The organism is Dyella monticola (assembly GCF_003363155.1).
GTDB lineage: Bacteria > Pseudomonadota > Gammaproteobacteria > Xanthomonadales > Rhodanobacteraceae > Dyella_B > Dyella_B monticola.
The window spans coordinates 69,056-95,750 of sequence record NZ_QRBE01000005.1 but is presented as its reverse complement, the minus strand read 5'-3'; the positions used below and the strand labels follow the sequence as shown (position 1 = coordinate 95,750).

General features: G+C 58.7%; 31 protein-coding genes. 20 read left to right on the top strand and 11 right to left on the bottom strand.

Annotated features, from left to right (window positions below; translation table 11 throughout):
- Nucleotides 1-53: 53 nt before the first annotated feature.
- Nucleotides 54-1,538: a RimK family protein gene (locus DWU98_RS10400; protein WP_115495494.1), complete on the bottom strand. Its 1,485-nt coding sequence runs from the start codon at nucleotides 1,536-1,538 to the stop codon at nucleotides 54-56.
- Between the two features lie 224 nt (nucleotides 1,539-1,762).
- Here DWU98_RS10400 and DWU98_RS10395 point away from each other — a divergent pair, with 224 nt between their 5' ends.
- On the top strand, nucleotides 1,763-2,239 hold the full coding sequence (locus DWU98_RS10395; RefSeq protein WP_115495493.1) for a GNAT family N-acetyltransferase: 477 nt from the start codon (nucleotides 1,763-1,765) through the stop codon (nucleotides 2,237-2,239).
- Between the two features lie 54 nt (nucleotides 2,240-2,293).
- Here DWU98_RS10395 and DWU98_RS10390 read toward each other — a convergent pair whose 3' ends face one another.
- Together DWU98_RS10390 and DWU98_RS10385 are read right to left on the bottom strand one after the other, a co-directional pair.
- Nucleotides 2,294-2,569 carry a hypothetical protein gene (locus DWU98_RS10390; RefSeq protein WP_115495492.1) on the bottom strand — a complete coding sequence of 92 codons (276 nt, stop codon included), beginning with the start codon at nucleotides 2,567-2,569 and terminating at the stop codon, nucleotides 2,294-2,296.
- Between the two features lie 132 nt (nucleotides 2,570-2,701).
- Nucleotides 2,702-3,391 (bottom strand): hypothetical protein, encoded by a 690-nt coding sequence (locus DWU98_RS10385; protein WP_115495616.1) that lies wholly within the window; start codon nucleotides 3,389-3,391, stop codon nucleotides 2,702-2,704.
- Nucleotides 3,392-3,620: 229 nt separating this feature from the next.
- Between DWU98_RS10385 and lptM the strand changes: the two genes are divergently transcribed.
- From lptM to DWU98_RS10345, 8 genes are all read left to right on the top strand, one after another.
- Complete coding sequence (gene lptM / locus DWU98_RS10380) at nucleotides 3,621-3,821, top strand: LPS translocon maturation chaperone LptM (protein ID WP_115495491.1); 201 nt, start codon at nucleotides 3,621-3,623, stop codon at nucleotides 3,819-3,821.
- Nucleotides 3,822-3,837: 16 nt separating this feature from the next.
- Entirely contained in the window at nucleotides 3,838-4,674 is an 837-nt protein-coding gene (gene dapF, locus DWU98_RS10375; protein WP_115495490.1) for a diaminopimelate epimerase, read from the top strand.
- Between the two features lie 60 nt (nucleotides 4,675-4,734).
- Complete coding sequence (locus tag DWU98_RS10370; protein WP_115495489.1) at nucleotides 4,735-5,418, top strand: DUF484 family protein; 684 nt, start codon at nucleotides 4,735-4,737, stop codon at nucleotides 5,416-5,418.
- 8 nt (nucleotides 5,419-5,426) lie between these two features.
- Nucleotides 5,427-6,314 (top strand): tyrosine recombinase XerC, encoded by an 888-nt coding sequence (gene xerC / locus DWU98_RS10365; protein WP_115495488.1) that lies wholly within the window; start codon nucleotides 5,427-5,429, stop codon nucleotides 6,312-6,314.
- Complete coding sequence (locus tag DWU98_RS10360; protein ID WP_115495487.1) at nucleotides 6,314-6,646, top strand: GlpM family protein; 333 nt, start codon at nucleotides 6,314-6,316, stop codon at nucleotides 6,644-6,646. The genes xerC and DWU98_RS10360 overlap by 1 nt, the downstream gene beginning before the upstream one ends.
- A gap of 86 nt (nucleotides 6,647-6,732) precedes the next feature.
- Complete coding sequence (gene hslV / locus DWU98_RS10355; protein ID WP_115495615.1) at nucleotides 6,733-7,266, top strand: ATP-dependent protease subunit HslV; 534 nt, start codon at nucleotides 6,733-6,735, stop codon at nucleotides 7,264-7,266.
- Between the two features lie 63 nt (nucleotides 7,267-7,329).
- Nucleotides 7,330-8,670, top strand: a complete 1,341-nt coding sequence (gene hslU, locus DWU98_RS10350; RefSeq protein WP_115495486.1) for an ATP-dependent protease ATPase subunit HslU — start codon at nucleotides 7,330-7,332, stop codon at nucleotides 8,668-8,670.
- 110 nt (nucleotides 8,671-8,780) lie between these two features.
- Nucleotides 8,781-9,395, top strand: a complete 615-nt coding sequence (locus DWU98_RS10345) for a hypothetical protein (RefSeq protein WP_115495485.1) — start codon at nucleotides 8,781-8,783, stop codon at nucleotides 9,393-9,395.
- Between the two features lie 137 nt (nucleotides 9,396-9,532).
- Here DWU98_RS10345 and DWU98_RS10340 read toward each other — a convergent pair whose 3' ends face one another.
- Nucleotides 9,533-10,219, bottom strand: coding sequence for a glutathione binding-like protein (locus tag DWU98_RS10340; RefSeq protein ID WP_115495484.1), 687 nt, complete (start codon nucleotides 10,217-10,219; stop codon nucleotides 9,533-9,535).
- Between the two features lie 182 nt (nucleotides 10,220-10,401).
- Between DWU98_RS10340 and DWU98_RS10335 the strand changes: the two genes are divergently transcribed.
- Nucleotides 10,402-10,863, top strand: a complete 462-nt coding sequence (locus DWU98_RS10335; protein WP_115495483.1) for a hypothetical protein — start codon at nucleotides 10,402-10,404, stop codon at nucleotides 10,861-10,863.
- Between the two features lie 123 nt (nucleotides 10,864-10,986).
- Entirely contained in the window at nucleotides 10,987-11,877 is an 891-nt protein-coding gene (gene rbsK / locus DWU98_RS10330) for a ribokinase (protein WP_115495482.1), read from the top strand.
- A gap of 11 nt (nucleotides 11,878-11,888) precedes the next feature.
- Here rbsK and DWU98_RS10325 read toward each other — a convergent pair whose 3' ends face one another.
- Complete coding sequence (locus DWU98_RS10325; protein WP_115495481.1) at nucleotides 11,889-12,614, bottom strand: COG4705 family protein; 726 nt, start codon at nucleotides 12,612-12,614, stop codon at nucleotides 11,889-11,891.
- Between the two features lie 336 nt (nucleotides 12,615-12,950).
- Between DWU98_RS10325 and DWU98_RS10320 the strand changes: the two genes are divergently transcribed.
- The 3 genes from DWU98_RS10320 (at nucleotide 12,951) to DWU98_RS10310 (ending at nucleotide 15,742) form a co-directional block, all read left to right on the top strand.
- Nucleotides 12,951-13,616, top strand: a complete 666-nt coding sequence (locus DWU98_RS10320) for a response regulator (protein ID WP_115495480.1) — start codon at nucleotides 12,951-12,953, stop codon at nucleotides 13,614-13,616.
- A complete protein-coding gene (locus tag DWU98_RS10315) occupies nucleotides 13,613-14,992 on the top strand; it encodes an ATP-binding protein (RefSeq protein ID WP_115495479.1) in 1,380 nt (459 codons plus the stop codon). The genes DWU98_RS10320 and DWU98_RS10315 overlap by 4 nt, the downstream gene beginning before the upstream one ends.
- Nucleotides 14,993-15,475: 483 nt before the next feature.
- Nucleotides 15,476-15,742 carry an XAC0095 family protein gene (locus DWU98_RS10310; protein ID WP_115495478.1) on the top strand — a complete coding sequence of 89 codons (267 nt, stop codon included), beginning with the start codon at nucleotides 15,476-15,478 and terminating at the stop codon, nucleotides 15,740-15,742.
- 41 nt (nucleotides 15,743-15,783) lie between these two features.
- On the opposite strand, the gene DWU98_RS10305 is transcribed toward DWU98_RS10310, so the two are convergent.
- On the bottom strand, nucleotides 15,784-16,611 hold the full coding sequence (locus DWU98_RS10305) for a hypothetical protein (protein ID WP_115495477.1): 828 nt from the start codon (nucleotides 16,609-16,611) through the stop codon (nucleotides 15,784-15,786).
- A gap of 101 nt (nucleotides 16,612-16,712) precedes the next feature.
- Complete coding sequence (locus DWU98_RS10300) at nucleotides 16,713-17,063, bottom strand: DUF6896 domain-containing protein (RefSeq protein WP_425480225.1); 351 nt, start codon at nucleotides 17,061-17,063, stop codon at nucleotides 16,713-16,715.
- On the opposite strand from DWU98_RS10300, the gene DWU98_RS10295 reads away from it, so the two are divergent.
- The 3 genes from DWU98_RS10295 to DWU98_RS10290 are packed head-to-tail and all read left to right on the top strand — an operon-like array spanning nucleotide 16,996 to nucleotide 18,304.
- Complete coding sequence (locus DWU98_RS10295; RefSeq protein WP_147293290.1) at nucleotides 16,996-17,451, top strand: hypothetical protein; 456 nt, start codon at nucleotides 16,996-16,998, stop codon at nucleotides 17,449-17,451. The genes DWU98_RS10300 and DWU98_RS10295 overlap by 68 nt on opposite strands.
- Before the next feature lie 23 nt (nucleotides 17,452-17,474).
- The gene (locus tag DWU98_RS21695; RefSeq protein ID WP_147293289.1) at nucleotides 17,475-17,951 is read left to right on the top strand and encodes a hypothetical protein; all 477 of its coding nucleotides are present in this window, start codon (nucleotides 17,475-17,477) and stop codon (nucleotides 17,949-17,951) included.
- An 8-nt stretch (nucleotides 17,952-17,959) separates the two neighbouring features.
- Nucleotides 17,960-18,304 carry a hypothetical protein gene (locus tag DWU98_RS10290; protein WP_147293288.1) on the top strand — a complete coding sequence of 115 codons (345 nt, stop codon included), beginning with the start codon at nucleotides 17,960-17,962 and terminating at the stop codon, nucleotides 18,302-18,304.
- A gap of 165 nt (nucleotides 18,305-18,469) precedes the next feature.
- On the opposite strand, the gene DWU98_RS10285 is transcribed toward DWU98_RS10290, so the two are convergent.
- The gene (locus tag DWU98_RS10285; RefSeq protein ID WP_115495473.1) at nucleotides 18,470-20,074 is read right to left on the bottom strand and encodes an ankyrin repeat domain-containing protein; all 1,605 of its coding nucleotides are present in this window, start codon (nucleotides 20,072-20,074) and stop codon (nucleotides 18,470-18,472) included.
- 152 nt (nucleotides 20,075-20,226) lie between these two features.
- Complete coding sequence (locus DWU98_RS10280; RefSeq protein WP_115495472.1) at nucleotides 20,227-20,793, bottom strand: recombinase family protein; 567 nt, start codon at nucleotides 20,791-20,793, stop codon at nucleotides 20,227-20,229.
- A gap of 154 nt (nucleotides 20,794-20,947) precedes the next feature.
- Here DWU98_RS10280 and DWU98_RS10275 point away from each other — a divergent pair, with 154 nt between their 5' ends.
- The 3 genes from DWU98_RS10275 to DWU98_RS10265 all read left to right on the top strand — a co-directional run bounded on the left by DWU98_RS10275 (nucleotide 20,948) and on the right by DWU98_RS10265 (nucleotide 23,192).
- On the top strand, nucleotides 20,948-21,742 hold the full coding sequence (locus tag DWU98_RS10275) for a TIGR04255 family protein (protein WP_115495471.1): 795 nt from the start codon (nucleotides 20,948-20,950) through the stop codon (nucleotides 21,740-21,742).
- Between the two features lie 224 nt (nucleotides 21,743-21,966).
- On the top strand, nucleotides 21,967-22,320 hold the full coding sequence (locus tag DWU98_RS10270; RefSeq protein ID WP_147293287.1) for a hypothetical protein: 354 nt from the start codon (nucleotides 21,967-21,969) through the stop codon (nucleotides 22,318-22,320).
- The gene (locus DWU98_RS10265) at nucleotides 22,317-23,192 is read left to right on the top strand and encodes a hypothetical protein (RefSeq protein WP_147293286.1); all 876 of its coding nucleotides are present in this window, start codon (nucleotides 22,317-22,319) and stop codon (nucleotides 23,190-23,192) included. The genes DWU98_RS10270 and DWU98_RS10265 overlap by 4 nt, the downstream gene beginning before the upstream one ends.
- A gap of 395 nt (nucleotides 23,193-23,587) precedes the next feature.
- On the opposite strand, the gene mnmE is transcribed toward DWU98_RS10265, so the two are convergent.
- Both mnmE and yidC read right to left on the bottom strand, forming a co-directional pair.
- Nucleotides 23,588-24,940, bottom strand: a complete 1,353-nt coding sequence (mnmE, locus tag DWU98_RS10260; RefSeq protein ID WP_115495614.1) for a tRNA uridine-5-carboxymethylaminomethyl(34) synthesis GTPase MnmE — start codon at nucleotides 24,938-24,940, stop codon at nucleotides 23,588-23,590.
- A 50-nt stretch (nucleotides 24,941-24,990) separates the two neighbouring features.
- The gene (gene yidC / locus DWU98_RS10255; RefSeq protein ID WP_115495468.1) at nucleotides 24,991-26,673 is read right to left on the bottom strand and encodes a membrane protein insertase YidC; all 1,683 of its coding nucleotides are present in this window, start codon (nucleotides 26,671-26,673) and stop codon (nucleotides 24,991-24,993) included.
- Between the last annotated feature and the right edge of the window lie 22 nt (nucleotides 26,674-26,695).

The window sequence follows — 26,695 nt, the reverse complement described above, 5'->3', positions numbered from 1 at the left end:
AGGGAGCGCGCACGCGATTCCGGTTCGCCCAGGGAAGGGTGGCCGGAATAGCCCTACGCGTTGATGCCCATGCGCTTGCGTTCCATGCGCCGCAAAAACTCCTGCATGATGCGGCGATAGAGGTCCTCGCCGAGATAAGCGTCTTCCACGCCGGCATCGATGGACGGATTGTCGTTCACTTCGATGATGACCGCCTTGTCGCCGATCTGTTTGAGGTCGACACCGTAAAGGCCATCGCCGATCGCATTGGTGGCCTTGAGGGCAAGCTTCACCACCTCGGGTGGTGCGTCGCGAATCGGGATGGTTTCGGAATTGCCCGTTTTCGCCGCGCCCTTCGCGCCATGGTTGTAGATCTGCCAGTGGCCGCGCGACATGTAGTACTTGCACGCGTACAACGGCTCGCGGTTAAGCACACCGATGCGCCAATCGAATTCGGTGGAAACGAATTCCTGCACCAGCAGCAGTGCGCTGTGCTGGAACAATTCGCCGGTGGCTTTTTCCAGCTCACCTTCGCTCTGTACTTTCACCACGCCGCGCGAAAATGATCCATCCGGAATTTTCAGCACCAGCGGATAGCCGAGCTTGCCGGCGACGTCTTTCAAGCCCTTGGTGTCGTCGCGATACAGAATCTCCGTGCGCGGCACGGCGAGTTTGCGCGATACCATCAAGTCGTTGAGGAAGATCTTGTTCGTACAGCGAAGGATCGAACTGGGATCATCCATCACCACCATGCCTTCGCGTTCGGCGCGATGCGCGAAGCTGTAGGTGTGGTTGTCGCTGGCGGTGGTTTCGCGGATGAACAGGCCGTCGTATTCGGCCAGGCGCTGATAGTCGTTCTTGCCGATCGGATCGACTTCGATGCCCAGTTCCTTGCCAGCCGTGATGAAGGATTTGAGCGCCTTCTTGTTCGACGGCGGCATGGCTTCGTTCTGGTCGACCAGCATGGCCAGGTCATAGCGATACAAGCGTCTTGTACGAGGCTTGCGCCACAGCTTCTTGGAAAAGCGGTCGAGCTCGGCGGCGAAGGCGTCTTCCTGCGCATCATCGAGCGTGTGCAGGCCCACGGGCTTGATCGACGAAATCTGCCAGACGCGTTCACGCTCGAATTCGATGCGCAGCAGCGGACAGGGAAACATTTCGAACACTTGCCGCGCCAAGTCCTGCAGCGCGGGGTAAGCGGTTTCGCCGAAGTAGACGAGCGTGCCGAAGTCGGTGGTATCGCGCCCGCCTGCGGGCAGGAAATTCGTGAGCTTGGCGTTCAGGTCATCGATGGCAATGCCATACAACGAGCGGCGGCGCAGATCGTTTATCGTGCGCACCGAAGGCATCACACGGTGTCCACGCGCCTCGGCCAGCAGCGACACGTAGTAGCCGGTGCCCAGGTATTTGTAGCTGCGGCAGAGGTTGATCACCTGCGTGCGCTCGTCGTCGCCGCCTACCGGCTCACGCAGGTAATCCATGGCGGTGACCACGTCGACGGACGGATAGTAGGAGCCCCAATCGGAAGCTTTCTCGACGACGATGACGAGTCGGGTCATGACACCTCAGTTTGACCAGCGGGCAAGGACGTCGTCGCGTGGGGAAACGAGGCGGCGCAGCGCAAGGCGGCAGTGTCTTTCAGCTTGGCGGCGCGCACAAGGGTGCGGCATGAAGCATGCCTAAATGCAGGGGTAAGCGAGTAGCAGATGATTTCCGGCGCCCGGTGCACTAGAGTGCCGCGCTTGCTCGAATCCCTGCCCCCTGCACCTGCCGAGTACCGCTGATGACCCTGACGCCTGCCACCGCCGCCGTGCGGGTGCGTCGCGCTGAACTTTCCGATCTGGATGACCTGGTTGCGCTGGAACAGGCCACGTTCGACAGCGACCAGATCAGCCGCGCGCAGTTTCGCCGTCACCTGGACAGCGATTCGGCACGCGTCCTGGTGGCCAGCGCCAATCGCCGCCGTTTCCTCGGCACGGCGATGGTTTTTTTTCGCAAGGGAAGCCGCGTGGCGCGGCTGTATTCGATCGCCAGCCTGCCCCAGGCGCGCGGCAAGGGCGTGGGCACCGCCTTGATCGAAGCGGCTGAAGCGACCGCGCGCCAACGCCATTGCCACATGCTGCGGCTGGAAGTGCGCACCGACAATCACAGTGCCATCCGCCTGTATGAGCGGTTGGGCTATGAACGCCTGGGGCCGGTGAAGAAGCGGTTCTACGAGGATGGCTCGGATGCGTTCTGCTACGCGAAGACGTTGGATTGAGCCATAAAAAGGGCCTCCCCAGAAGGAGGCCCTTGCTGCGCTGATCGGGGGCGCTTAGTGATGATTGGCGAATTCGGCCGCCTGCTTGAGCTCCTGATTGGCCTGATCGAGCAGTTCCTTCGCCTTGGCAGCGTGGCCGCCCAGGTCGAACTCGTTGGCGTCTTGCGCGGCGACGATGCTCTTGTAAGCCATGTCAGCCTGGCGTTGGGCACGAGACAGGTTCGGATGGTGCTTGGCGCTGACGTCGTGAACGGGCTGTTGCTGCGCCATGGCACTGCCGGCAACGAAGGCAAGGCCGGCCAGCATCGCAACGGATGCGAAACGCTTCATGCATGTTCCCCTTTGGTCTGCGGAGCAGGTTGATGGTGGCGAGAATCTAGCACTGCCCCATGACGGGAAACATCCCAAGATTTTTTACGTTCAGGGCTGCCGCCACGGCTACGAATCGGGAATAGATCAACGTCATTCGCCCAACGGTTGGCTGATGCGCTGCTGCGTAGCCTCATCCGGACGTGCCACCAGTGCGCCGGTGCGCATCAGGCTCACGCTGTAGTGGCCGCCGTCCACCAGCGGCAGGAAGGCGGCGCTGCCGAACACCGTATCCACTTCGGGAAACCAGCGAGGCATCTGCTTTTTCAGGTCGATGAGATCGTCCGTGCCCGCTTGTCTGAAGTCGATCACGGTGCGCGGCGCCGTCATCTCCGCAGTGGCATCGTCATAGCGGCCGCTGATGCGATCGAGTCGATAAAGGGGCGGCAAACCGGCGAGCATGGCCGGAAGTTTCCATTTCAGCACCACGGCGTCGACCTGAAAATCGTCTCCGGCCAGCATCACCTTGCGCGTCACGCCATCGGGCCAGGTGAGCGTAAGCGCCCAGCGCTGCGGCGAAAGAATCTGCGCATCGATCTGCACCACCGGCGCCTCTTCACCAAGGAAACGATAGCCGCGCAGCGACATCGCCGTGCCGCCCAGCACTACCGCGAGCACGAAGAACACCAGCAAAAGCAGCGTATGCCCAGCCGCAGTGACATGCCGACGCTCGCGCACGTGCTGGCGCGCGGCCAGCAATTGGGCCAGGGCAAGCAGCAACAAGACGCCGGCCACGATGGCGAGCAAGGTCGTGGGCAGACGTAGCAGGTCGTTCCAGTTCATCGCGGGCACTCCGACATTTCGCATTCCGTTGCGGGGCGCACATGATAAGAGCTGCCAGCAGAAAACGTTGCGAGCGTGCGCGCAGGCGGGGAGTGTACCGAGGCGTGCATGAGAATTCCGAGCACCGACCGCGCCCGCCTGACGCGCGCACCGTCGCTTTTGCCGGCGGCTGCAACGATGCGCGTGGCGCGGCTTGGCTATACTGCCCGCGTTTTCCGAGGGATTGCTCATGCGCCGAACGATTCTGCTGCTGCCGACCTGCCTCGCCTTCGCCGCGATCGCCGGCTGCGGCAACAAAGGGCCGTTGTACTACCCGTCGCCTACGCCCAGGCCTGCGCCGGTCCATGCGCCGGCACCGGCGCATGTAAGCACGGCGCAAGCGCCGGCCAGCGCCAGCGGCGTGGTCACCACGCCGCTGAGCGGAAACTGATGGCGCGACTGGCCGCATGAAGCTGCGCTTCACCAAGATGCACGGCAGCGGCAACGACTTTGCCGTGATCGACAGTCGCGCTGGCGCGCTCGCGCTCAATCCAGCCACCGTTCGCGCGATGGCCCATCGCCACACCGGCATCGGCTTCGACCAGCTTTTGAGCGTGGAACCGGCGCGCGATGGTTCCAGCGCGTTTTATTACGGCATCTGGAACGCCGATGGCTCGCCTTCAGGCCAGTGCGGCAACGGCGTGCGCTGCGTGGCGGCGTGGCTGCTGCGCGCTGGCGCGCTGGCGATCGGCGATACGGTGCAGATCCAGAGCCCGTCCGGCCCGGTGGCGGTGCGCATGGTCGATGCGCAGCGCGTCACGGTGGACATGGGCGAACCGGTCTTCCAGCCGGCGCGCATTCCCTTCCTCGCGCCGCATGCGGAACATCATTACGCGCTGGATGTGGCCGGTCACCGCCTGCAGATCGGCGCCGTCTCCATGGGCAACCCGCACGCGGTGGTGGTGGTGGATGATCTGCTCGCGCCCGAGCTCATGCAGCTGGGCCCGGCACTCACAGATCACCCCCAGTTTCCCGAAGGCGCCAACGCCGGCTTCGTGCAGAAACTCGATCCGCAGCACATCCGGCTGCGCGTGCACGAGCGCGGCGCCGGCTGGACACTGGCCTGTGGCACCGGCGCCTGCGCGGCCATGGCGGTATTGCGGCAACGCGGCGAAGTGGACGAACAGGTGCAAGTCGATCTTCCCGGCGGCACGCTGCACATCGCATGGGCCGGACCCGGAGAGCGGCTGTGGATGACCGGGCCGGCCACGTTTGTTTTTGAAGGTGAATGGCTTGGTGATTGATGCGAGGGCCCGTCCATCGCACACTCGGGCCGAAGGCCAGCGTTCAACGAGGTTCCGTGCATGACCAACGCCCTGCTCGAAGAAACCATCAAAGCCAGCGACGTCGCCGCTTTCCTGCGCCGGCATCCTGGTTTTCTCAGCGATTACCCCGACCTGGCCACACTGCTGACCTTGCCGCGCGAACAGGGCGCCGTGGCATCGCTGGCGGCCTATCAGCTGCAGGCCTTGCGCGACAAGAACACCGAGCTGGAACGCAAGCTCGCCGAACTGGCAACCATCGCCGAGGAAAACGAACGGCTGATGCAGCGCGTGCATGAGCTCAACGTCGCGGTGCTACGTGCCAACACACCGTCGGTGGCCGCGCGCAGCGTGGTGACACGGCTGTCGGAAGATTTCGACGCCGATCAGGTTCGCCTGGTGCTGTTCGGGCCGCTGACCTTGCCGCCAGCCGACTGGTTGATGCTTGAGCCGAATGGCCGCGCCGCCATGCCGGAGTTTACGGATTTCCTGGCGCATCACGAGCCGATTTCCGGACGGCTTTCGGCCGACCGCCTGCACCGTTTGTTCGGTGCGCAGGCCGACCACATCAAATCGGCGGCACTGTTGCCGCTGGGCGAGTTCGGTTTACTGGCGCTGGGCAGCCGCGATCAGGATCATTTCCAGCCCGGCATGGGCACGGTCTTTCTGAAGATGATCGCCGCTTCCGTCACCGCCGCCCTGGCACGCATGCAGGACGGCGCTTGAGCGTAGCGATGGACGCACAAGGCCAGGTGGATGCATGGCTTGCGCGATTGCGCAGCGAGCGCAAGGCATCACCGCATACGGTCGATGGTTATCGACGCGATCTGGCCAAGCTCTTAGGTTACATGCAGACGCAGAACATCACCGCGTTCGATGCGCTGCAACCGCATCGCATGCGCGGCTTCGTGGCCGCTGAGCATCGCGCGGGGCTTTCGCCCAAAAGTCTGCAGCGGCTGCTTTCGTCCTGCCGCAGTTTGTTCCGGCAACTCACGCGCGAAGGCATGCTCTCGCATGATCCACTCGCCGGCGTGCGCGGGCCGAAGGTGCATCGCAAATTGCCGGTGGTGCTGGATGTGGACGAAGCCACCGCCTTGGTGGAAGGCGACGGCAACGACGATGCGCTGGGCGTGCGCGATCGCGCCATGCTCGAGCTGTTCTATTCCTCCGGTTTGCGCTTGTCCGAATTGACCGGCTTGCATTGGTTGGACCTGGATCTGGAGAGCGGCGAAGTACGCGTGCTGGGCAAGGGCAGCAAGACCCGCATCGTTCCGGTCGGCCGGCATGCGATTGCCGCCCTGCGCGCGCTGGCGCAGGCGGAAGGCCACGCGCCCGAATCACCGGTGTTTCGCGGTCGCAACGGCGCGCCGATCAGTCCGCGCACCGTGCAGGCGCGGATGAAAACGCTGGCGCTGCGGCAAGGCTTCGCCAAGCATGTGCATCCGCATTTGCTGCGGCATACCTTCGCCAGCCACATGCTGGAATCGTCCGGCGACCTGCGCGCGGTGCAGGAGCTCCTGGGTCACGCCGACATCGCCACCACGCAAATCTACACGCACCTGGATTTTCAGCATCTGGCCAAGGTGTACGACGCCGCGCATCCGCGTGCGCGGCGCAAATAATGAATCTCTTCGCCAAAGCGTTCATCGGTGCCTTGATGGTGCTGTTGATCGGGCTGCTGGCGCGCACGCGCAATTACTACATCACCGGATTGCTGCCGCTGTTTCCCACCTTCGCGCTGATGGCGCACTACATCGTGGGCAGCGAGCGCGGCACGGCCGATCTGAAGGCCACCATCGTTTTCGGCATGTGGGCGGTGGTGCCCTATCTGGCATATCTGATCAGCCTTTACTGGCTGGCCGACCGCCTGCGCCTTGTGCCGGCCTTGCTGGCGGCCTTGCTGGTCTGGAGCATCGCGGCCGCCGGTGCGGTGCTGCTGTGGCAACGCCATTGACCTAGCCGGTCCATAACCCTGCGAACGGCTTGGATTCCCGCCTGCCGGCCCCACCTTTGCGGTCTTGGCTTGATTCGGAGATGTCCATGGAGTCCTTCCACGCCACCACCATCGTTTCGGTGCGCCGGCACGGTCGCGTCGTGATCGGCGGCGACGGCCAGGTCACGCTCGGCAATACGGTGATGAAGGCTAACGCACGCAAGATCCGGCGCCTGGGCAAGGGTGACGTGCTGGCGGGCTTCGCCGGCGCCACTGCTGATGCGTTCACGCTGTTCGAATTGTTCGAGCAGAAGCTGGACAAGCACAGCGGCAACCTCACCCGCTCGGCCGTGGAGATGGCCAAGGAATGGCGCACCGATCGCCGCCTGGGCCGGCTCGAAGCGATGCTGGCGGTGGCCGACAAAGACGCCTCGCTGCTGATCTCCGGCAACGGCGACGTGCTCGAACCCGAGCACGGCCTGATCGCGATCGGTTCCGGTGGCCCGTACGCGCAATCGGCCGCGCTCGCGCTGATGGAAAACACCGATCTGGATGCACACGCCATTGTCGAGCGCGCGCTGAAAATCGCCGGCGACATCTGCATCTATACCAATCACAACACCACGATCGAAGAGCTTTGACGACGCGGGAACGTATCCCTTCCGCCCCTTTTCACGCTCCCTCGTTCTCAAGGTTTCCTACCCATGTCCGAACTCACTCCTCGCGAAATCGTCAACGAACTCGACCGCTACATCATCGGCCAGCATGACGCCAAACGCGCCGTCGCCATCGCGTTGCGCAACCGCTGGCGGCGCATGCAGCTGGAGCCGGCGCTGCGCGAAGAAGTAACGCCCAAGAACATCCTGATGATCGGCCCCACCGGCGTCGGCAAGACCGAAATCGCCCGACGCCTCGCCACGCTGGCCAATGCGCCGTTCGTGAAAGTGGAAGCGACCAAGTTCACCGAGGTCGGTTACGTGGGCAAGGATGTGGAATCGATCGTGCGCGATCTGGCCGACGTGGCGTACAAGCTCACCCGCGAGCAGGCCATGAAGCGCGTGCGTTCGCAGGCCGAAGACCGCGCCGAAGACCGCCTGCTGGATGCGCTCTTGCCGCGCCGCATGTCGCCGACCGACTGGACGCACGACCCCGCACCGGCCGCGTCGCTGGAAAGCGACACGCGCCAGAAGCTGCGCAAGCAGTTGCGCGAAGGCGCGCTGGACGATCGCGAAATCGAGCTCGACGTCGCGATGAACGTCGGCGTGGAAATCATGTCACCGCCCGGCATGGAAGAAATGGGCCAGCAATTGCGCCAGATGTTCCAGAATCTCGGCGGCGCGCGCACGCAGAAGCGCAAGCTGGCGATCAAGGCGGCGCGTCCGCTGTTGATCGAGGAAGAAGCCGCCAAGCTGCTCAACGATGAGGAGATCCGCACGCTGGCGATGGAAGCGGCGGAGCAGAATGGCATCATCTTCATCGACGAAATCGACAAGGTCGCGCAGCGCTCCGAATGGGGTGGCGCGGGCGTGAGCCGCGAGGGTGTGCAGCGTGACCTGCTGCCGCTGGTGGAAGGCTCCACCGTATCCACCAAGTACGGTCCGATCAAAACCGATCACATGCTCTTCATCGCCTCGGGCGCGTTCTCGCTGGCCAAGCCGTCGGACCTGATTCCGGAACTGCAGGGCCGCCTGCCGATCCGCGTGGAGCTGTCCGCGCTGTCGGTCGGCGATTTCAAACGCATCCTGCGCGAGCCGCACAACGCGCTGACCAAGCAGTACGTGGCCTTGCTCGGCACCGAGGGCGTAAGCGTCACGTTCGACGAAACCGGCATCGACCGCCTGGCCGAGGTGGCCTATCAGGTGAACGAGCGCACCGAAAACATCGGCGCCCGCCGCCTGCATACGGTGATGGAACGGCTTCTGGAGAAGATTTCCTACGAAGCTGCGGACAAATCCGGCGAAAAATACGTTATCAGCGCCGAATACGTCGATAACAACCTGGGCAGCCTGGTCCGCGACGAGGATTTGAGCCGCTATATCCTCTGAGCTGCCATTACTGTGTAACTTATTGTATTTATTTGTTATCTCCTTATGAATGGGGGGTTTTAGCGGTCCGTAAACAAGCGGCCGGACCCCCCTCTGGTAAAATATTCGCCATGGGTACGATCATTGAACTTAAGGCCACCGGCCCGCGTGCGCAGCTCCGCGAAGCGCAACAAAAGCAGCAGCTGGTGCGGTTATGGCGCGCTGAACTGGAACACGGCAGCTTCTGCGGTTATGTCGGCAGTGTGGGCCGGGAATTTTTCCTGTTATGGGTCGTGGGTGACGGCGTCACCTATGACGGCATGTATGTGATGCGCCATCGCGACATCACCGAGCTGGAAACACCGGACAAACATAGCCTGTTCATGGAAAAGGCACTCGTGCTCAAGAACCTGGTGCCACGCCTGCCGCGCACCTTCCCACTGGACGGCATCCGCGACGTCGTGCAAGCGGCGAGCACGATGGCGCCGGTGATTGGCGTCCACGTGGACAGCGAGGACGAATCGGAAGTGTGCTACATCGGTCGCTTGATCAGCGTGGAAGAGGATGGCTTCAACCTGCAGGAGATCACGCCCGATGCGGAGTGGCTGTGCGAGCCTTCGTTCTTTTCGTGGGACGAGGTTTCCACGGTGACGATGGAAGATGGCTATGCGCAATCCCTGCTCGCCGTGGCCGGCGCGCCGCCGCCGCTGCTGCAAGGTGATTCCGGCGTGGGCCGGGCGCATTGAAAGCGCATGCATGAAAAAGCCCGCCGAACGGCGGGCTTTTTTTGTTGGATTACCGCATACCGGTAACGACTCCCTCCCCTGCTTGCAGGGAAGGAGCTTGCTTTGCGCTTCGAACAAATAGGGTGCACGTTCGAGCTTCACCGCCCAAACAAATGCCGCCGCGCCTCTTCATCCGTCCGCAAATCGGTCCTGCCTTCAATCGTGTCCGCAATCGCATACGCCCGTCGCGTCGCCGCACGTTCGCGGATGTGTTCGAACCAGCGCTTGAGGTGCGGAAAATCATCGAGCGTCATGCCCTGATTTTCATACGGCACGATCCATGGGTATGCCGCCATATCCGCGATCGTGTAGTCGCTGCCGGCGATGAAGTGGCGCCCGTCCAGGCGCTTGTCCAGCACGCCATACAAACGATGCGTTTCGCGCATATAGCGATCGATCGCATACGGAATCTTCTCCGGCGCGTAACGGTTGAAGTGATGGTTCTGTCCCAGCATCGGACCCAGGCCGCCCACCTGCCAGAACACCCACTGCATCACCGTGGTGCGTCCGCGCAGATCCTTAGGGATAAAACGCCCCGTCTTTTCGGCGAGGTACTGAAGGATCGCGCCGGATTCGAACACACTGATCGGCTCGCCACCGCCGGCCGGCTCCAGGTCGACGATGGCCGGCATGCGATTGTTGGGCGAGAGCTTGAGGAACGCCGGTTCGAATTGTTCGCCCTTGCCGATGTTCACCGGCTTGATGGTGTAGGGCAGACCGGATTCCTCCAGAAACAACGTAATCTTGTGGCCATTCGGCGTAGGCCAGTAATGCAGCTCGATCATGGTCGGCTCCAGGGCGGAAAGTGTTCAGCGTCGGGGCCGCAGCCGATGCTTTCAAGGTTGCGAAAGGTTGAGAGGGCCCTAATCGTGCGTCTGGCCCGCGCGACAGGTAAACGGCGCGACCGGGTTTGTCGTTTCCTTTCATTGCCGGCCGTCGACCGATGGCCCACACCAAGGAGAGACCCATGAACAGATTCGCCTCGCGTTTTGCCCTGCTGGGCCTGGCGCTCGGTATCGCGAGTGTTGCCCCGATGGTGTTCGCGCAGGACAGCAGCGCACCGGCCAACTCCGACAGCGCCGCCCCCGCCATGCGCCAGCACGCGGCACCGGACCCGCAGAAACAAGCCGCGCGGCTCGCCAAGCATCTGGGTCTGAGCGACGACCAGACCACCAAGATCACCTCGATCCTGCAGAACCGCCAACAGCAGGCGCAAGCCGCGCGCAGCGACAGCTCGCTTTCCGCGCAGGATCGTCGCGCCAAGATGCGTTCCATCCAGCAGGATGCGGATTCGCAAATCAACGCCGTGCTCACGCCTGCGCAGCAAACGCAATACGCCACCATGAAGCAGAACATGAAGAACCGCTGGCAGAACGGACACGGCGCGGGCGGTGGAACCGACAACGGTTCGAGCAACGGCGGCAACTGATCACGCATTCCGTACGATGTGCCGGCAACACGCCGGCACATGCCCGCGAGGAACTACCGCAGGCACGCGCGTACCTTTACGCTCTGCAATGTCTCATCGATTCTTTCCTTTGCGAGCGTTTTCATGACGCGCCTGGTGATCGTCGGCAGCATCAATATGGATCTCGTCACCCTGGCGCCGCGCTTTCCGGCGCCGGGTGAAACCTTGCTTGGGGAACGGTTTCTCACCGTGCATGGCGGTAAGGGTGGCAATCAGGCTGTCGCGGCCGCGCGACTCGGCGCGCAGGTGCACATGGTCGGCGCGGTCGGCGACGACGCCTTCGCCGAGCCGCTGCGCGAAGGGCTCGCGCAGGAAGGCGTCGATATCCAGCACCTCGCGCGCATCGGCAACTGCAGCAGTGGCACCGCATCCATCACGGTAGCGGGTGGCGAGAATGAAATCGTGGTCGTGCCCGGCGCCAATGCGCGGCTCATGCCCTCGCACGTGGAAACAGCCCGGCATCTCATCACGCAAGCCGACGCCGTCCTTGTGCAGATGGAGATTCCGCTGCAAACGGTGGAAGCCACCTTGCGGCTGGCGCATGCCGAACACGTGCCGGTCATTCTCAACCCCGCACCCGCGCAGCCGTTGCCGCTCGAATGGTTACGTCTTGCACGCTACATCACGCCCAACCAGCACGAACTTGCCACGCTGCTCGGTGCGGATGCATCTGAAGACTTTCTACGCCTGATGCGTCGCGCGCCGTGCCCGGTGGTGATGACGCGCGGTGCCGAAGGCGCGTGGTTTCGCGACGAAGGTGAACCGATGCGCCAACCGGGTTTTGAAGTACATGCCGTGGACAGCACCGGTGCCGGCGATACGTTCAACGCAGCATTCGCGGTCTTTCTCCGCGAAGGGTTGCCGAACGCGGTACGTAAAGCGTGTGCCGCGGCGGCGCTCTCGGTGACGCAACTGGGTGCACGCGGCGGCATGCCCCGTATGGCTGACGTCGATGCCTTAGTGGCCCGCACGTAAGCGACGCCGATTTATGCTTCCGAAAGCGCGGCACCCGGCTTTGCTGCACGCTTCCACAGCAGAATGACCGCAGCGAATGCGACACCGCTCAGCAACGTACACAACGGTAGACCCAAGCCGATAGCTTTGCTTTCGGCAAACCAGTCCCCAATAGCCGTGCCCGCCGTGCGTGCAACGGCCACCGTCAACCAATAGAACAGCACAAGCCGCGCCGCGCGATGCCAAACCGATCGAAGCGTGACCGCATACAGGGCGAACAGAACGATCGCCGCGATGCCCTCGCCGATTGCATGCTCGACAATGTCGCCAAGCACCGTGCCGAAGACGCCGGCACCCAGCATAGCCAGCCAGTAAGCGGTATTGGTTTGCGGTAGTCCTTGCGCGGTTTGCGCACCTTTGACACCTAACCATCCGAACAACGCAATGAATGCGGCGAGGCCGAGCGTAAGCGCCGGTTCCGGTATGTGGACGCGGTAGGCAAGGAAGTCCGCGATATTGGTCGCGCCGGTGCGGATGATGATGATGACCAGCCAGTAGTAAAGCTCGTGGCGCGCATCGTCGAAACGCTCGGCACCGAACACCACCGCCGTGAGTAACGCCAGCACCGCGAGCCCCGCGCCAATACCCAGGCCACTTTCATGCGCGTAAAAATCGCCCATGTTGGTGCCAAAAACGCTCGCGAGTGCGATCGCAGCCCAATACCGAAGGTCGATGCGTGGCGTGTGTATCGATTTCATTTTTCCTGCCGGTCATGGAAAAAGCAGTGTGCCATGTGAAGGTACGGGGCGATCACCGCACGGCGTTAAATTGGGTGAAGGCTTCGGCCCGACCCTTTCTTTGGGGCGTATCGCGCCGGAGTGTGTCCGGCCCGGCTTAGTTTTTCCTTATGGATAGTTCGGCCGCCGCGCCTGCGCGAAACCTCCAGATATGGCCAACTGGACGTCATCAAGCGCAGCGATGGAGAATGGCCGCGATGGCTATAACCCCATGCCTTTGCTGACGCCAAGCGTGGCATGTGAAAGAAACCTGCTTGATCGGCCCGAGCGCGAGGGCCGAACGTCACGGAGTCCGTTGTGCATATCACGCTCGTTGAAGATGATCTTCAGCTCGGCGCTGCCATAGACAGTGCGCTGCAACGGCTGGGTTATGCAGTGACCTGGCTGCAGGACGGACGTTCGGCGATGGAGGCCATGCGCGACAACAGCGCCGACCTGATCCTGCTGGATCTGGGTCTGCCCGGCAAAGATGGCCTTGAAGTACTGCGCGAAGCGCGAAGCTTGAATATCCGCACGCCGGTGCTGGTCATGAGCGCGCGCGATGCATTGACGGCGCGCATCAGTGGGCTGGATGCCGGCGCCGACGATTATCTGATCAAGCCTTTCCATGTCGACGAACTTGCCGCGCGTATCCGCTCGTTGACGCGGCGCGCGCATGGCCTGGCCGACAATCGCATCGAGGTGGGCGCGTTGAAATTGGACCTTGGTCAGATGTCGCTGACCTACCAGGGCGAGACCGTTGAATTGACCAAGCGCGAGTTTGCGCTGCTGCAGGCACTGATGGAACGCGCAGGCCGATTGGTCCGACGCGAGCAATTGAAAAACGCCCTGTATGGGTTGGATCGCGATGTCGGCGACGGCGCGCTTGAAGTGCTTGTGCACGGGCTGCGACGCAAGGTCGGCTTCAACACGATTCGCACGGTGCGCGGCTTCGGTTACATGATTGCGCGAAACGTGACATGACCAAAGCGGCAAGTATTTCCTGGCGCCTGCTGCGCCTTGTCTTGGGGATATTGACGGTCGTCCTGCTCGTTCTTGGGTTCTACAGCTTCATGAAGAGCGACAAGGAGCTGCAGGAATTGGCCGATGGTCGCCTCGCACAAAATGCGCGAACGCTGCAGGTGCTGATTGAAAACGGCGCCGATGCGTCGCTCGCCAACAACGGTCGGCATCGCATCATCGTGCCATCGTCGTCGGATGTTCCCAACGTGCGCACCTATCAAGCCGAAGTGGGTTTCCAGGTCTACGATCAATCCGGCGATCTGTTGCTGTCGACCATGAACCTGGCGGCGCTACCACCGGTGCGCGCGGGCGAGGTCGGTTACACCAACGTGCAACAAGATCATCATCGATGGCGCTTGTTCACCCAACCGGCGGACGCAAGTCATTTGATCATACGTACCGGTGAGCGCAACGACAGTCGGCGCGACATCGTGCGCGCGTTATGGATCGAACACGGCGCGCCGTTGTTGTTCGTGCTTCCGCTGCTCGCGGTGCTGATGCGCTGGGCGATCAAACATGGACTCAGCCCGCTGCAACAGCTGGCTGATCTATTGAGCAAGCGCGAGCCGGGAAGCCGCGCGCCAGTGCAGCTGGATAAACCCCCACGCGAACTGCAACCCGTGGTCGAAGCACTCAACGCGCAGCTGAAGGCACTGGAAGATGCGTTGGAGCGCGAGCGCCGTTTCAGCGCCGATGTCGCGCATGAACTGCGCACGCCCATCAGTTCGGCCATGGTCAATATCGACAATGCCGAAGCCACCCTGGATGGCGGCGACGCGCGCAAGGCGATGGACGGCGCGCGCGACAGCTTGGCGAAGCTCGCGCGTCGCGTTGAGCAATTGCTGGCGCTTGCGCGCATCGAATCCGCCGCGGGCGATATGCGTCCGGTCGACCTTGTGACGCTGGCCGGCAATGTCATCGAAGAACTCGCTTCAACGATAGCGAGCAGCAACGTCGATATGAGCGTTGGCTTTTGTGCTGAGCATGTCTGGGTGCAGGGGCATGAGGCCGCATTGGGTGCGCTGCTTCGTAATCTGATCGAAAACGCGCTGCGTCACATCCCAAGCGGCGGCCAGGTGCAAGTGGCCATCAGCGAAGATGGCGCAGGCGCGCTCATCGACGTGATCGACGATGGCGAAGGTATTCCGTTGGAACGGCGCGAAGCAGTATTCGCCCGCTTTCATCGGGAAGCTGGAAGCCTTGGAGAAGGTTATGGCCTGGGTCTCTCCATTGTTCAGCGTGCAGCGCGCCTGCATAACGCGAACGTTGAACTGCTGGATTCCCCGTTTGGGCGCGGACTTCGCGTGCAGGTGCGCATCCCGCAACAACGCGTGTAAGTAGCCGGTGATGTTCCTCGCCAAGGTGCGCGGCCAGCGCGGACATCGGCTGAATCGAAAACCTGCGCATCAGCGTTATCGGCTACACGAAATCCGCGTCCCCTTACAGATTAGGCGCGCGCTTTATGCGATGGTCCAGTTGTCGGGTGTGCCCATCTGCCATTGATGACGCATGGCACACCCGACATGAGTGAAGCGCGGATCGCCGGAGTTCGAGCTCAGACGATCCGCTGGCCACAACCAACTGAATAGAGAGTTGACCATGGTTCTCCCGATCATACGGCATGCACGCACGCGCGTGCCCCCGCCACGCCGATTTTTTGTAACGCTTCACCGCCACGCATACTGCGTGGTGTCGGGCCACTCAGGGTTTTCGTAGAAACGGAATCGGATCCTTCCGCACCTACGTGCAGGATTTTTCCTGCAACAACCCTTCACGCCACGCGCAATACGTGGCGTGACTTAACGCCATGGAGCAAGCCCATGAACAACATTCACGACCTGATCAACCCCCCAGGCTACCTGCTGTCCCAAAACTGCTACGAGGATCTACAAACGATCCGCGACAAACTTCAACTCATGGGCCAGCTCGCAGGTACCGCATCGACACCCGGCGACAGCAACGCCGTGCTGCTTCTACCCCGCGTGCTGATCGGCGAGTTCTTTATCGATTTGAGCGCACAACTTAGCCATGTCCTGAATGCGGTGACGTATTACGCCGAGCACGTGGATAACCTGCCGACGCACTGACGCCTGAATTAACCGAAGATATTGGATCAAGAAGCGAGACGTTAAATTTCGTTCTTTAGACGCAGGTGTGTCTCATCCAAGTGAGAGTCGACTGACTTATCTTTGATAAGACGCATTAGATCGACAAGGTGAACAAAAAGTCGCTTTAAACGAGTGTGGCGAAAGTCCTTGCCGGTGTTCTCTAGCTCAAGAAGGAAGTTGAGCGCAACCATTGACCAACGTTGTGTGCTATTTGAAGTCTCCGACTCCAGGAGCCCGCAATAATATCCATAGCCCATGACTGTGCGCGTGGCTCCGCGCTCCAAAATGAGGGACTCCCCTATGGCTCGTAGCTCTTCGCGAAAAATCAGGGTATCTCGCCATTCGATCCAGTCGTCAGCTTGATTTAGTTGACCGTCAGCGAGATCGCCTCTAATCAGACCTACTGCGCTCTCCAAGTCTTTTGCGCGCTTGCTGCTGTCGTAATGTAAGAAGGTTAACTCTTGCCGATAAAGCTCTACCCAAGCCAAGAAAGCGCTAAGACGGTACGCTGTACTCACCAGTTTGTAGTGTCGAAAGTAGGGGTCATCTGTAGTATTCGCCAGCTGCTTTAGGGGCCGTGACAAACGAACTTTCTCGGTGAGATAGACGGTTGGAAAGTGATCTAATATCTCTGCGGTGCGCGACGCTAACTCGCGTGCTGACAGAAGTAGTGGGTCTCGATACTTCTGGTAGATCTGTTCAAGAATGTGGTGTTCCTTCCACCTTTCGAATGAGCGGGCAAAGAAGTAGTCCTTAATGACGATGCCAAGGAGAGAGCCTATTGTCGAGACAATGGCCCCTAGCACGGTTAGGCCTAGCCAAGCTTTGACGTCGAGACCTAAAAACATTTTTGCGACCTCGGTGGAATAAGGTTGCGGAAGGTTTGTTATCCCAATAATGCGTAAGCTTTGTCCAGGTACCTACATTGGCGCCTTATCTGGGTAACAATTCAATCGATCCCAAAAGGACGGCTTCGAAGGTAGTACTGCGTGCCTTCGGAATGAACTAGGGCACCCGTTCGTACGGCTTCGTTGAATAGGCCATCAAGCTCGCTCGCGGATGAGATCCCAAATTCAACAAGTCGTTCTCCGGCAAAGATGCGTAGACGCCATAGATCAAACCCGTCGTACTCCCCTTGGTCGCCAAAGTCGAAATCGATCGCAATGTCCGGCAAAAATACTTTACAGCCGTAGCCATGCTTTCGATAACGAATGCCTCCTGCAAGTATGCCGATGTTGGGCAAGTCATTCATCGACCAATCGCGATTACTTGATGGCAACGAGATGCCTGATTGGACCATTAAGTCTACCGCTGCCTTTGCCGCCCACCTTATTTCTATTGGTGTAGCGCGCTTCGAATCCTGTAAATACCAAGGCAGCTTTTCAGGCGGCGCGGGATTCGATTGTACGATCAAAAACATTTCTTCCGATGAGCCACGAGCTGTCGGGCAAGCGAGTTGCGGCGGCTTTGACAACAATGATCGACTCATTCATTCCGTCGATCAAGTACTAGATCTGTATGGTGCCGAGATGCAGCCCGGTGAAGAGCGGGTGGTAAGAGTTTACGCACCCGAATCGTCCAGCACTGTGGTTTGTGCTGAAAACGGCGATCTTGGTTCGCCAAGGCAGCTGGCTGGAATGATGGCTGACTTGCGAAAAGGCAATCTCGTATCGGATATCAACATTTAAGTCATCGACCGTAAGAGGACAATATGCTCCAGCGATCAATTTTTACTCTGCTAACGTTATCAGCTATCGCCGTTGCTGGGTGTGGGCATTCAACCGCGTCAGAATCGTATGCATCAACTACATTTCCATCGCCGAAGGACTTTGCGCATCGTTACAATGAATTCGCGGCCGACAATCTTAAGGTAGTCGAAGTAAATGACATCGGCGGTGTCGGTTCTGAGGATTGGACCGAACTTGATCTTGCAGATAAGAACGCAGAGTCCATCGACGGTCAGGTGAAGCAAAGATCGTTTAATTACGATCCGCGTTCCGCTTCGAAGGATGTGATACGAAACGTTTGCACTTGGATGGTGCGAGCGGCTAATCCAGACATTTCAAGTGAAGACGCAGTTTCTATGGCTACTTCGGTCGTGGATCATCAAGCAAAGAAGATCGTTAGTAACACTGTTCTTGATTCATACGACGATAAAGGCTGCGTGGTCTATTACACTGGTCTATGAGGTGGGAGATGAAACGTTTGGCTTTTTTTCTTACCTTATTAGCCGCGCCTTTAGCGATTGCCCCTTTTGGAAAGGCGGGCGCGCAGAGTCGTAATTGGCAGCAGTCCACCGATAGCCAAACCCAATTGTGGGTGCGGGATAAGAATCAAGGCGCCCCTTATCAAGCCACATTCATTGTGGTCGAGCCAAACGGGAAGAGCATCATTCGCGCAATTCGTTCGGGAAGCGGTGGGGCGGCGTCAGCCACCTTCCCCAAAGACTTTGGAGTGTTCCCGCCGCTACCAGTTGGAAAGTATCACTGGTCGGCCAAGGTAAACGACAAGATCGCAGCGAGCGATGATTTCAACCGATAAGTAATTTTTGAAAACGACGTTTACGATTGCCAAAGCAAGTTTGGTCTTTTTTTGACTTTTTTTGAGTTCTTTGTCAGATGAGCCAAGGGTTGATTGAGCGAGTGCAATGGATCAAATAAGACTGAGTGCTACAGCCCACTCGTCTAGATGATGGGCGCTTTCCTGCTATCCAGCGTGCACATGGCCGTAGTATTTTCTGCCGTCACCGAGTTCAACAGCCGCATTAACAACAAAGCCGCCACATATGCTCACACCAAATCCTGCAGATCGGTTCTGGTCTGATACGACTGCATAGGACTGATTTTTGAGCGTGCTTGAGATAGGACTGGAATACGGGAATGCATTTAGCCTCGTCGGGTTCGACGGGTCCCATGGATTGTCGTTTCCAGCGATAAAGTTGCCGTCATAAACCATTTCCACCGACACTATTTTTGCCGGGTAAGCGCCTTGCGGAGTTGAAATCGAAACCTTGCCATAATTAGTCACCTCGGCAGCGACCCAATAATTGTGGCAATTATGCTCAGCCGTAACTGACACCTTAACTTGCGGTATCGGAAATCGAACCTCAAGCGTAAGACCGATGTTGGAAGCCGTTGGTTGGAATGTTTCTCCTGCTGCAGCGAGAGTAAAAAAATCATCGGTCGGATTGGGATTGGCGGACGTAGTCCACATGTAGCCCGACTCCGTTACAGCCATTCTGCTAGTAATGGGACGCCATAGTCCATTGACACAGAGTTCTGGTCGAAACCGAAATTCAGTCCCGGAGTATGTGGTGAGCAATTGATTGACTCCCGCTCCTTTCTGAATTCCGATTACATTTCCATTATTCATAGCCAATACCCGAACTTGCGCCACGATGGGGGTATTGAGTGTCACGCGTATTGGAGAGCCAGATACCGGGGGCATATCTGCAGGAAATGCATATTCCGCATCTCCCATTGCCGGTGTGGCGTTGTAGTCACATTCCACAAGTGACGGCGGGGTAACATGTGGCGCATTGGGATCTACCGGGGGCTTTACTGGCCCAATTGGGGGATTTTTTACAGCTGTACAGTTTAGCTTTGTGCAATCCCCAACTGACAAAATTTGTAAAATTTCCTTGTATCCATTAGCGAAAGCGGTCCTATACGGATCGCTTATGTCGTGCTTGGCTATATCAAGAGCAGAGTCACCATCTCGATTCCGCGCATTCACAGCTGCGTTGTGCGCGAGAAGTACTTTTACCGTTTCCACACTGCCGGATTCGGCGGCGCTTAATAAAGGTGTGTTCCCTTTCCAATCCCGCGACTCGATTGTGGCGCCGCCTTGAATTAGTAATGTAACCGTATCAGCTTGACCCGTTCCGGCGGCGGCTAGAAGCGGCGTCACGCCATAGATATTTGCAAAATTTACATCAGCTCCGTGTGCTAGCAGTATCTTCGTGATCTCCACGTACCCAGAGAACGCTGCGTCCATCACCGGTGTACTGTTGTTAGTGACCGCGTTTGGGTCTGCCCCAGCCTTCAATGCCGTAGTCACGCCTGTAAGATCATTGTGGTCAATCGCGATGACCAATGCCTGTTGGGGAGTAAGGTCGCTGGAAATGGGGGGCCTCGCGATGGATGAAGCAACGGGCCGTAAGATCTCAGTTTTCGCCTCTTGCGATGAGGCATATACAAATGCGGCCGTCATCATCAGCATCAAACACGAAAGCACCGATGTCACGAGGCGCTTATTTGAGGACAAAATATTGCTGTTCGGATCACGAGAACATTTTGTAATGTGTTCCATGGCCCCCCCCCCTTGGCGCAAATTTAGTCGTACTTGGACTCAAACTGCGGACGCTTGCTGCGGTACCTACTGTATGCGGTGTCAATGAATAGAAGACTATTAGTTCAACTATTAGATTTGACGGTAGTTATGGCGAATTGGAGCTGAGGCACTCAATCGGACTCCTGAAGCGCGCGGTAAACAGTTGCGACCCCGACATTAAATCGCTCCGCCAACTGAGGAACAGAGAACTTCTCTTCCTCACGAAGAACTTTGATCCGCTGACATTGCTCTGCTGTTAGAGCACGTTTTCGACCGAAGCTCACCCCTTTTTCTTTCGCCTTGGCAATACCATCTGCTTGGCGCTCGGCCCGGATGTCGTTCTCGAATTCCGCAAAGCTCGCCAGAAGACTAAACATCAGTCTGCCCTCCGAGGTGCCGGTGTCTAGCGCCTGATCCAATACCTTAAGGGCGACCCCCTTCTTTTTTAGCTGGTCGGCAATCTTCGCAAGATCGAGAATAGAGCGGGCCATGCGGTCTAGCCTAGATATGACCAGCGTATCCCCCTCCCGCAGGAATTGTAGGCACGCCTGTAGCTCTGGGCGGCTGTCTACCTGCCTCCCGGACCGCTTTTCGGCAAAGACCCTTGTACAGCCGTAGGCGTTGAGCTTATCGAGCTGGATATCCAACGACTGGCCCGCGCTGCTGACCCGGGCGTATCCAACAACGGTGGCGGTCATTATCAAATCTCCTTTAATAATTTGATAATATCATTCTGGTAGGGATTTCGATAGAGCTCTGGATCGCTATCGGAACGTATACCTTTTGATCGTCTTCACTTGCCCCATGTAATCCAAAGTGTAAACTGCCCTTCCAGAGCGAGGAGAATTATTCATGGGGCAACCACTGACGCGTGCGCCGGTATATTTTGCTGCGGCACAAGTTCGGCATAACCCAATAGCTGCTCTGAACGACGATGCACGGCGTACGGCGATCAAAGAGAGGTTCCGGAAGTTGGGCTACCCGGACCAGCGAGAGATGCAGTCCAGTATTTCGGTAGTGGTCAACGCCCAAAATATTGAGCTGCCTTCGCCAAGACAGTTAACTTGTCTCAATGTTGCAAGAGATTGGGCGGTCGTGATCCAGAATGATCGCTTCTGGATCCAGACAACAAACTACCCGGAATACTCGACCTTCCAAGAACGCTTCATGGCAGCTTTGGCCGAACTGCACGCCGAAGTATCTTTGGATTACATGGAATCGGTGAGCATGCGGATGCTGGACGCTATCGTTCCTGATCAAAAAGCCGGCAAGACTTTGGCCGACTATTTGCCCCCATCTTTACTCGGGCTGGATTCTTGGGCTCAAGAGCGAAATTGGCAACTTGAGCAGCAATCGGCAGAGCATGTTTTCATTACTGCAGCCGATAACAAAGTGGTTCTTAGGTGCGTACGAAGGCCCGGAGAAATTGGCTTCCCTCCAGACTTTATCCCTCTTGGCATGGAATTGCTTCCACGCCACAAGGGAATCAAAAGTGCTCACGCAGTCATAGATAGTGACGCTGGGCATGAAAAACGCGAGCCCTTAAACATGGACGCTGTTGGTCGATATCTTATAAGTGTGAAAGGAGATCTCTCGCAATGTTTCAAACATATAGTGACTCAGGAAGCCCTAAGACAGTGGGCTTAAATACTGCGACAGCAGTAATGTTTCTGATCCTCCCGCACTCCGCAATAACTAGCGGACGGTGGGGTGCGTCTTATGACTTAGATGATCGGCGGACTGCAAGCGCGGTATTTGCTCCTGCCACGACCAACGTTAACGCTACAGCATCTCAGTTATCTCAGGTCGTTCACCCCCCGATACTGAGCGAACCGTCTTGGGGTTCACATATAGTGGCGCTTCGGTCTTCCTTGCATGCGACGACTGAACAATTGGCTGCTGCCTTTGGCGTTTCAAGACAAGCTTTGCATTCGTGGCAGAGTGGAAAGAAAGCACCCCTGCAAGAAAATAAGCAAAAGATTGGTCAGCTTATGGTCGCTGCCAAAAGTTTGAGTGATAGCCTTGGCTACTTGGTGCCAATATATCTGGATTATCCAGTCGGGCCTTCCGACGAGACTTTCTGGCAAATGATTAGTGCAGGTGCCAACCCACAAAGTGTTGTCGACTTGGTGGTGAAGGCGGCACTCGAAAGCGAGCAGCGCAAGAAGTCCTTGAACTCGTTGGATGACTTGCTCCCGGAGGATCCTCTGGATAGTTTCGTGTGAGCACGGAAGCACCTCGAAAACTTCATCCTTGGAGGCAGGGTTCGCTTGTCGAACCCGGTCTTGCGCTTGAGAAAGGGTGGGTAAATTCAGATGAAACTGATGCGTTGCTCTTTGTCGCAACACATGATTGTGATTTGCAGACGGCAGCAGAAGGCGCTCAATTCGTAGAACTCATCAAGTGCATTAAGCTGACAACTGGGAGGACGTCTGGGAAACATGTGTCGGGACAACACGCCCGAATTTTGCACATTGAACAAGAGATCGATAGTGCGCTGCTTGCCCTTAGCTTGGACCAAACCCAAAAGATTGTAGTCAAGAAAGAAGATCTTTTAGATCATGCACCAAAGCATATTTTAAGCGACCAAAACCTGCGCACGTTTAGTCGTTGGTTAGCATCGCGTTATTCAAGATCTGCTCTTCCGGATAGCTTCGAGCAGCGCCTGAAGGCCGCCCATACCATTTCCCCGGATAAGACCGACAATAAGCATGCCGATAAAGTAAAGAAGGACAGGAGGCTTTCTAATGCACTGCTTTCGGTGATAACCGAGTTGGGCAATCCGATAGAAGGGATCTATCTGACCCTTGAGGGGAAGGAAAGCATTGAACTAAAGCCCGAGGAGCCATATAGCTTAGGAATAGCTGTGGTTTCGCATAGCAAGAAGGGCCAGTCGGCACAGCAACAAATTGGTGAAGCAACAAAGCTTGCCGACAAGATCAAGGCACTTTTCGAGCTTAGCAGTTGGGATAAAAGTGTTGGCAGCGTCATTATAAAATCCTGTGTGCCGACGACAGAAAGAGATTTTTCTCTGTATCACGCTAAGCGAACACTTAGATGGAACTACGACTACCTTAGCGTGAACGACGACGAGTGACGGCCCAGCTTATATCTCTAGTTTGTATGCTCTGATTCAGTCCGATGCGCTCATAGAAAATTGTGGCCGAGGCACAAGTATCGCTGCATCACAAGTAGCTTCTCATCTTCGTCCGTCTTGCCGTTCCAATAACGCGACATTCAATTTTTTGGACTTTTTCTTGGCTGAGGTTACACGGCCATCGGGGTCTGCTTCATGCGTTGAATCTGCTCCTAATGACATGCCTGCCTCGCTTGGTGGGCCCACTTAAGCCAGTGTGCCCGATGGTGAGCCCACTTTTCCAGCGAAGCCAGTGGACAGCCGTGGACGTCCATGGACAGAAAATATCTTAATAATTTGATTTATATAGTTTTATTAAGATATGCAGATGGCTTTGGAATTCATTGGACCAATCTCTACTTGCCGATGCAGAACGAACTGAAAATCGCGCCGAGCAGGTCGTCACTGCTGTAAGTGCCAGTGATTTCGCCGAGTGCATGCTGCGCGTGGCGAAGTTCTTCGGCAGCCAGTTCGCCGGCGCGTGTGGCAGTGAGCACATGGGCTGCGCGATCCAGGTGATCGGCCACGCGTTCCAAGGCCAATACGTGCCGGCGTCGCGCGCTGAACGCGCCTTCGCCGCTGCCGACGCCGGCCAGCTGCTTGAGGCGTTCGCGCAGTGCGTCCAGTCCATGCCCTGTTTTCACCGAAAGCCAAAGCCACGATGCACCGTCGTGGTGTTCGATGCGTGCGGCGGCGTCGTGCAGATCGATCTTGTTGACGATGACGATGCGTTCGATGGTGACGGGAAGATCGTGCAGCCACGCAAGGTCGTCGCTGGCATGCGGCACGTCGGTAACAAGCAACACGACATCCGCGCGTGCGCGCTCGCTGTGCGCCCGTCTTACGCCTTCTCGTTCCACCGGATCATGCGTTTCGCGCAGGCCGGCCGTATCGGCCAGTTCCAGTGTTACTCCGTCCAAGCTGATGCTTTCGCGCAATACGTCACGCGTGGTGCCGGCGATATTGGTGACGATGGCGCGCTCGCTGCCGGCAAGTGCATTGAGCAAGCTGGATTTGCCCACGTTGGGCCGGCCAATGATGGCGACACGCAAACCGTCATTGAGACGAACGCCTCGTTGCGCTTCGCGCAATAGATCGGCAAGCGCCGCGCGCACTGTTTGTAGTTGATGCGCGATGGCGGGATCGGCAAGAAAATCGATCTCTTCTTCGGGGAAATCGATCGCTGCCTCGATGTGCACGCGCAAGGCAATCAGCGCTTGCAGTAGTGCATCGACCTTGCGGGAAAACACGCCTTCCATCGATTGCAGTGCGGCGCGCGCGCCAGCTTGTGAACGTGCGGCGATGAGGTCGGCGACGGCTTCTGCTTGTGCAAGATCGAGTTTGCCGTTGAGAAATGCGCGTTCGGTGAATTCGCCCGGACGCGCGAGGCGTGCGCCGAGCTCGCACATGCGGCGAAGCAATGCGTCGAGCAGCGCCTGGCTGCCGTGGCCTTGCAGTTCGAGTGTGTGTTCGCCGGTGTAGGAGGCGGGCGCGGGAAAGTACAGCAGCAGGCCGCGATCGATCAGCTCACCCTCGGCGCTGCAAAAAGCGGTGAAATGCGCGTGCCGTGGTGCGGGTGTGCGGCCGAGCAGCGCGTGCGCGATCTGCGGCACGCGTGGCCCGGATACGCGCACGACACCAATGCCTGCTGCGCCGGATGCGCTGGCGATGGCGGCAATGGTGTCGCTGGAGGACGTGGCTGCGGTCATGCGTATCAGCATAACCGCAGCGGGCGGCACCGGGCCGCCCGCGCGGGATATCAGGCGGTGGCTTTCGCCGCGGCCGCTTCGCTACGGCGCATCATCCAATACTGTTGCAGCAGGCGGCACAAGCCGTTGACGACGTAGTAGAGCACCAGGCCCGACGGGAAGAACAGGAAGATCACCGCGAACATCAGCGGCATGAACTTCATCATTTTCTGCTGCGTGGGATCCATGCCAGGCTGCACCGGCATCACCCACTGCTGCACCAGCATGACGACGGTGTAGAGCACCGGCAGCACGAAGTACGGATCGGCGGCGGAGAGGTCGTGTATCCAGCCGAAGAACGGTGCCTGACGCAGTTCCACGCTATCGCGCAGCACGTAATACAGGCCGTAGAAGATCGGGATGGTGATCACCAGCGGCAGGCAGCCGGCGGCGGGGTTCACCTTTTCCTTCTTGTACAGCTCCATCATGGCCTGCTGCACTTTCTGGCGGTCGTCGCCATAGCGCTCTTTGAGCGCGTCGATGCGCGGCTTGAGCTTGCGCATCTTGTTGGCCGATGCGAACTGCGCATTGGTGAACTTGAAGGTGGCCAGGTTGATGAGCAGCACCAGCAGGATGATCGACACGCCCCAGTTGCCGGTGAGCTTGTCCAGCTGCGCCAGGATCCAGTGCAGCGGTTCGGCGAAGATCTTCAGCATGCCGTAGTCGACGGTGAGATCCAGACCAGGCGCCACGCTTTGCATCACGTTCGGCAGCTTGGGGCCGAGGTAGAGCTGCGCGGACGCGTTGGCGTGCTGGCCCGGCGCGATGCTGATCTGCGGGCCCACGCTGCGGATGGCATAGCGCGGCCCGGCGTGTTGTTCATCCACGACCGCGCTGGAGAACGTATCGGCTTCATTCGCCGGCGGAATCCACGCGCCGAGGAAGTAGTTCTGCATCATCGCCACCCAGCCACCGGTGACGGGATGTTGCAGCGGTTCCTTGGCGAATTTGTCGAACGCCAGCTTGTTGAATTTCTGCTCGGGGCTGTACCACGCCGCGCCGAAGAAACCGTAGCGCGACTGGTCGGAAATGCGCTGCAGGAAATTGGTGTAGACCGGCGCCGGACGATCGGCCCGCAGAAGCTGGCGATAGGCGTTGCCGTCCCAGGTTTTGCCGCTGCCGTTGTCGATCTGCTGATCGAGATCCACCACATAACTGCCGCGGTGCACGGTGTAGCGCTTGACCACCTTGATGCCGGATGCATCGGTCCAGGTGAGGTCGACGTTCAGCGCATCCTGGCCGGAGGTCAGCGTGTAGCTGGTCTGCGCGGCCTGGAACATCGCGAGGTGATCGGGCGCGGCACTGTCGGCGCTCACCAATCCGCTCTGCGCTGCGTAGTAGTCGGTGCTGCTGTCGTCGAGCAGACGTATCGGCGCGGGGTTGGGATCTTTCTTGGTGCGCGGCGCGACCGGGTAATTGAGCAACTCGGCGCGCACGATGCTGCCGCCGCGCGTATCGATGGTCAGGCGCAGCACATCGGTGGTGACCGTGACGAGCTGCGCGGGGCCGGACGGGCCGCCATTGCCGCTTGTAATCGCCGGCGCGTTGCCCGCTGCGCCGTTACTCGCCTCGGTGCTGGTCGATGTGGTGGTGGGGGCGACCGGGTGAGGGCCGTAATCCTGTTCCCATTGCGTCCACAACAGGTAAGCCACCGCGAGGAGGGCGAACAGGAGGAAGGTGCGCGTTTGGTTCATCGCGTAGCGATCCGGGAAAAGG

Coding starts and splice junctions, on each gene's coding strand:
- DWU98_RS10400 (WP_115495494.1), bottom strand. CDS start 1,538: ATGACCCGACTCGTCATCGTCGTCGAGAAAGCTTCCGATTGGGGCTCC.
- DWU98_RS10395 (WP_115495493.1), top strand. CDS start 1,763: ATGACCCTGACGCCTGCCACCGCCGCCGTGCGGGTGCGTCGCGCTGAA.
- DWU98_RS10390 (WP_115495492.1), bottom strand. CDS start 2,569: ATGAAGCGTTTCGCATCCGTTGCGATGCTGGCCGGCCTTGCCTTCGTT.
- DWU98_RS10385 (WP_115495616.1), bottom strand. CDS start 3,391: ATGAACTGGAACGACCTGCTACGTCTGCCCACGACCTTGCTCGCCATC.
- lptM (WP_115495491.1), top strand. CDS start 3,621: ATGCGCCGAACGATTCTGCTGCTGCCGACCTGCCTCGCCTTCGCCGCG.
- dapF (WP_115495490.1), top strand. CDS start 3,838: ATGAAGCTGCGCTTCACCAAGATGCACGGCAGCGGCAACGACTTTGCC.
- DWU98_RS10370 (WP_115495489.1), top strand. CDS start 4,735: ATGACCAACGCCCTGCTCGAAGAAACCATCAAAGCCAGCGACGTCGCC.
- xerC (WP_115495488.1), top strand. CDS start 5,427: ATGGACGCACAAGGCCAGGTGGATGCATGGCTTGCGCGATTGCGCAGC.
- DWU98_RS10360 (WP_115495487.1), top strand. CDS start 6,314: ATGAATCTCTTCGCCAAAGCGTTCATCGGTGCCTTGATGGTGCTGTTG.
- hslV (WP_115495615.1), top strand. CDS start 6,733: ATGGAGTCCTTCCACGCCACCACCATCGTTTCGGTGCGCCGGCACGGT.
- hslU (WP_115495486.1), top strand. CDS start 7,330: ATGTCCGAACTCACTCCTCGCGAAATCGTCAACGAACTCGACCGCTAC.
- DWU98_RS10345 (WP_115495485.1), top strand. CDS start 8,781: ATGGGTACGATCATTGAACTTAAGGCCACCGGCCCGCGTGCGCAGCTC.
- DWU98_RS10340 (WP_115495484.1), bottom strand. CDS start 10,219: ATGATCGAGCTGCATTACTGGCCTACGCCGAATGGCCACAAGATTACG.
- DWU98_RS10335 (WP_115495483.1), top strand. CDS start 10,402: ATGAACAGATTCGCCTCGCGTTTTGCCCTGCTGGGCCTGGCGCTCGGT.
- rbsK (WP_115495482.1), top strand. CDS start 10,987: ATGACGCGCCTGGTGATCGTCGGCAGCATCAATATGGATCTCGTCACC.
- DWU98_RS10325 (WP_115495481.1), bottom strand. CDS start 12,614: ATGAAATCGATACACACGCCACGCATCGACCTTCGGTATTGGGCTGCG.
- DWU98_RS10315 (WP_115495479.1), top strand. CDS start 13,613: ATGACCAAAGCGGCAAGTATTTCCTGGCGCCTGCTGCGCCTTGTCTTG.
- DWU98_RS10310 (WP_115495478.1), top strand. CDS start 15,476: ATGAACAACATTCACGACCTGATCAACCCCCCAGGCTACCTGCTGTCC.
- DWU98_RS10305 (WP_115495477.1), bottom strand. CDS start 16,611: ATGTTTTTAGGTCTCGACGTCAAAGCTTGGCTAGGCCTAACCGTGCTA.
- DWU98_RS10295 (WP_147293290.1), top strand. CDS start 16,996: ATGTTGGGCAAGTCATTCATCGACCAATCGCGATTACTTGATGGCAAC.
- DWU98_RS10300 (WP_425480225.1), bottom strand. CDS start 17,063: ATGGTCCAATCAGGCATCTCGTTGCCATCAAGTAATCGCGATTGGTCG.
- DWU98_RS21695 (WP_147293289.1), top strand. CDS start 17,475: ATGCTCCAGCGATCAATTTTTACTCTGCTAACGTTATCAGCTATCGCC.
- DWU98_RS10290 (WP_147293288.1), top strand. CDS start 17,960: ATGAAACGTTTGGCTTTTTTTCTTACCTTATTAGCCGCGCCTTTAGCG.
- DWU98_RS10285 (WP_115495473.1), bottom strand. CDS start 20,074: ATGGAACACATTACAAAATGTTCTCGTGATCCGAACAGCAATATTTTG.
- DWU98_RS10280 (WP_115495472.1), bottom strand. CDS start 20,793: ATGACCGCCACCGTTGTTGGATACGCCCGGGTCAGCAGCGCGGGCCAG.
- DWU98_RS10275 (WP_115495471.1), top strand. CDS start 20,948: ATGGGGCAACCACTGACGCGTGCGCCGGTATATTTTGCTGCGGCACAA.
- mnmE (WP_115495614.1), bottom strand. CDS start 24,940: ATGACCGCAGCCACGTCCTCCAGCGACACCATTGCCGCCATCGCCAGC.
- yidC (WP_115495468.1), bottom strand. CDS start 26,673: ATGAACCAAACGCGCACCTTCCTCCTGTTCGCCCTCCTCGCGGTGGCT.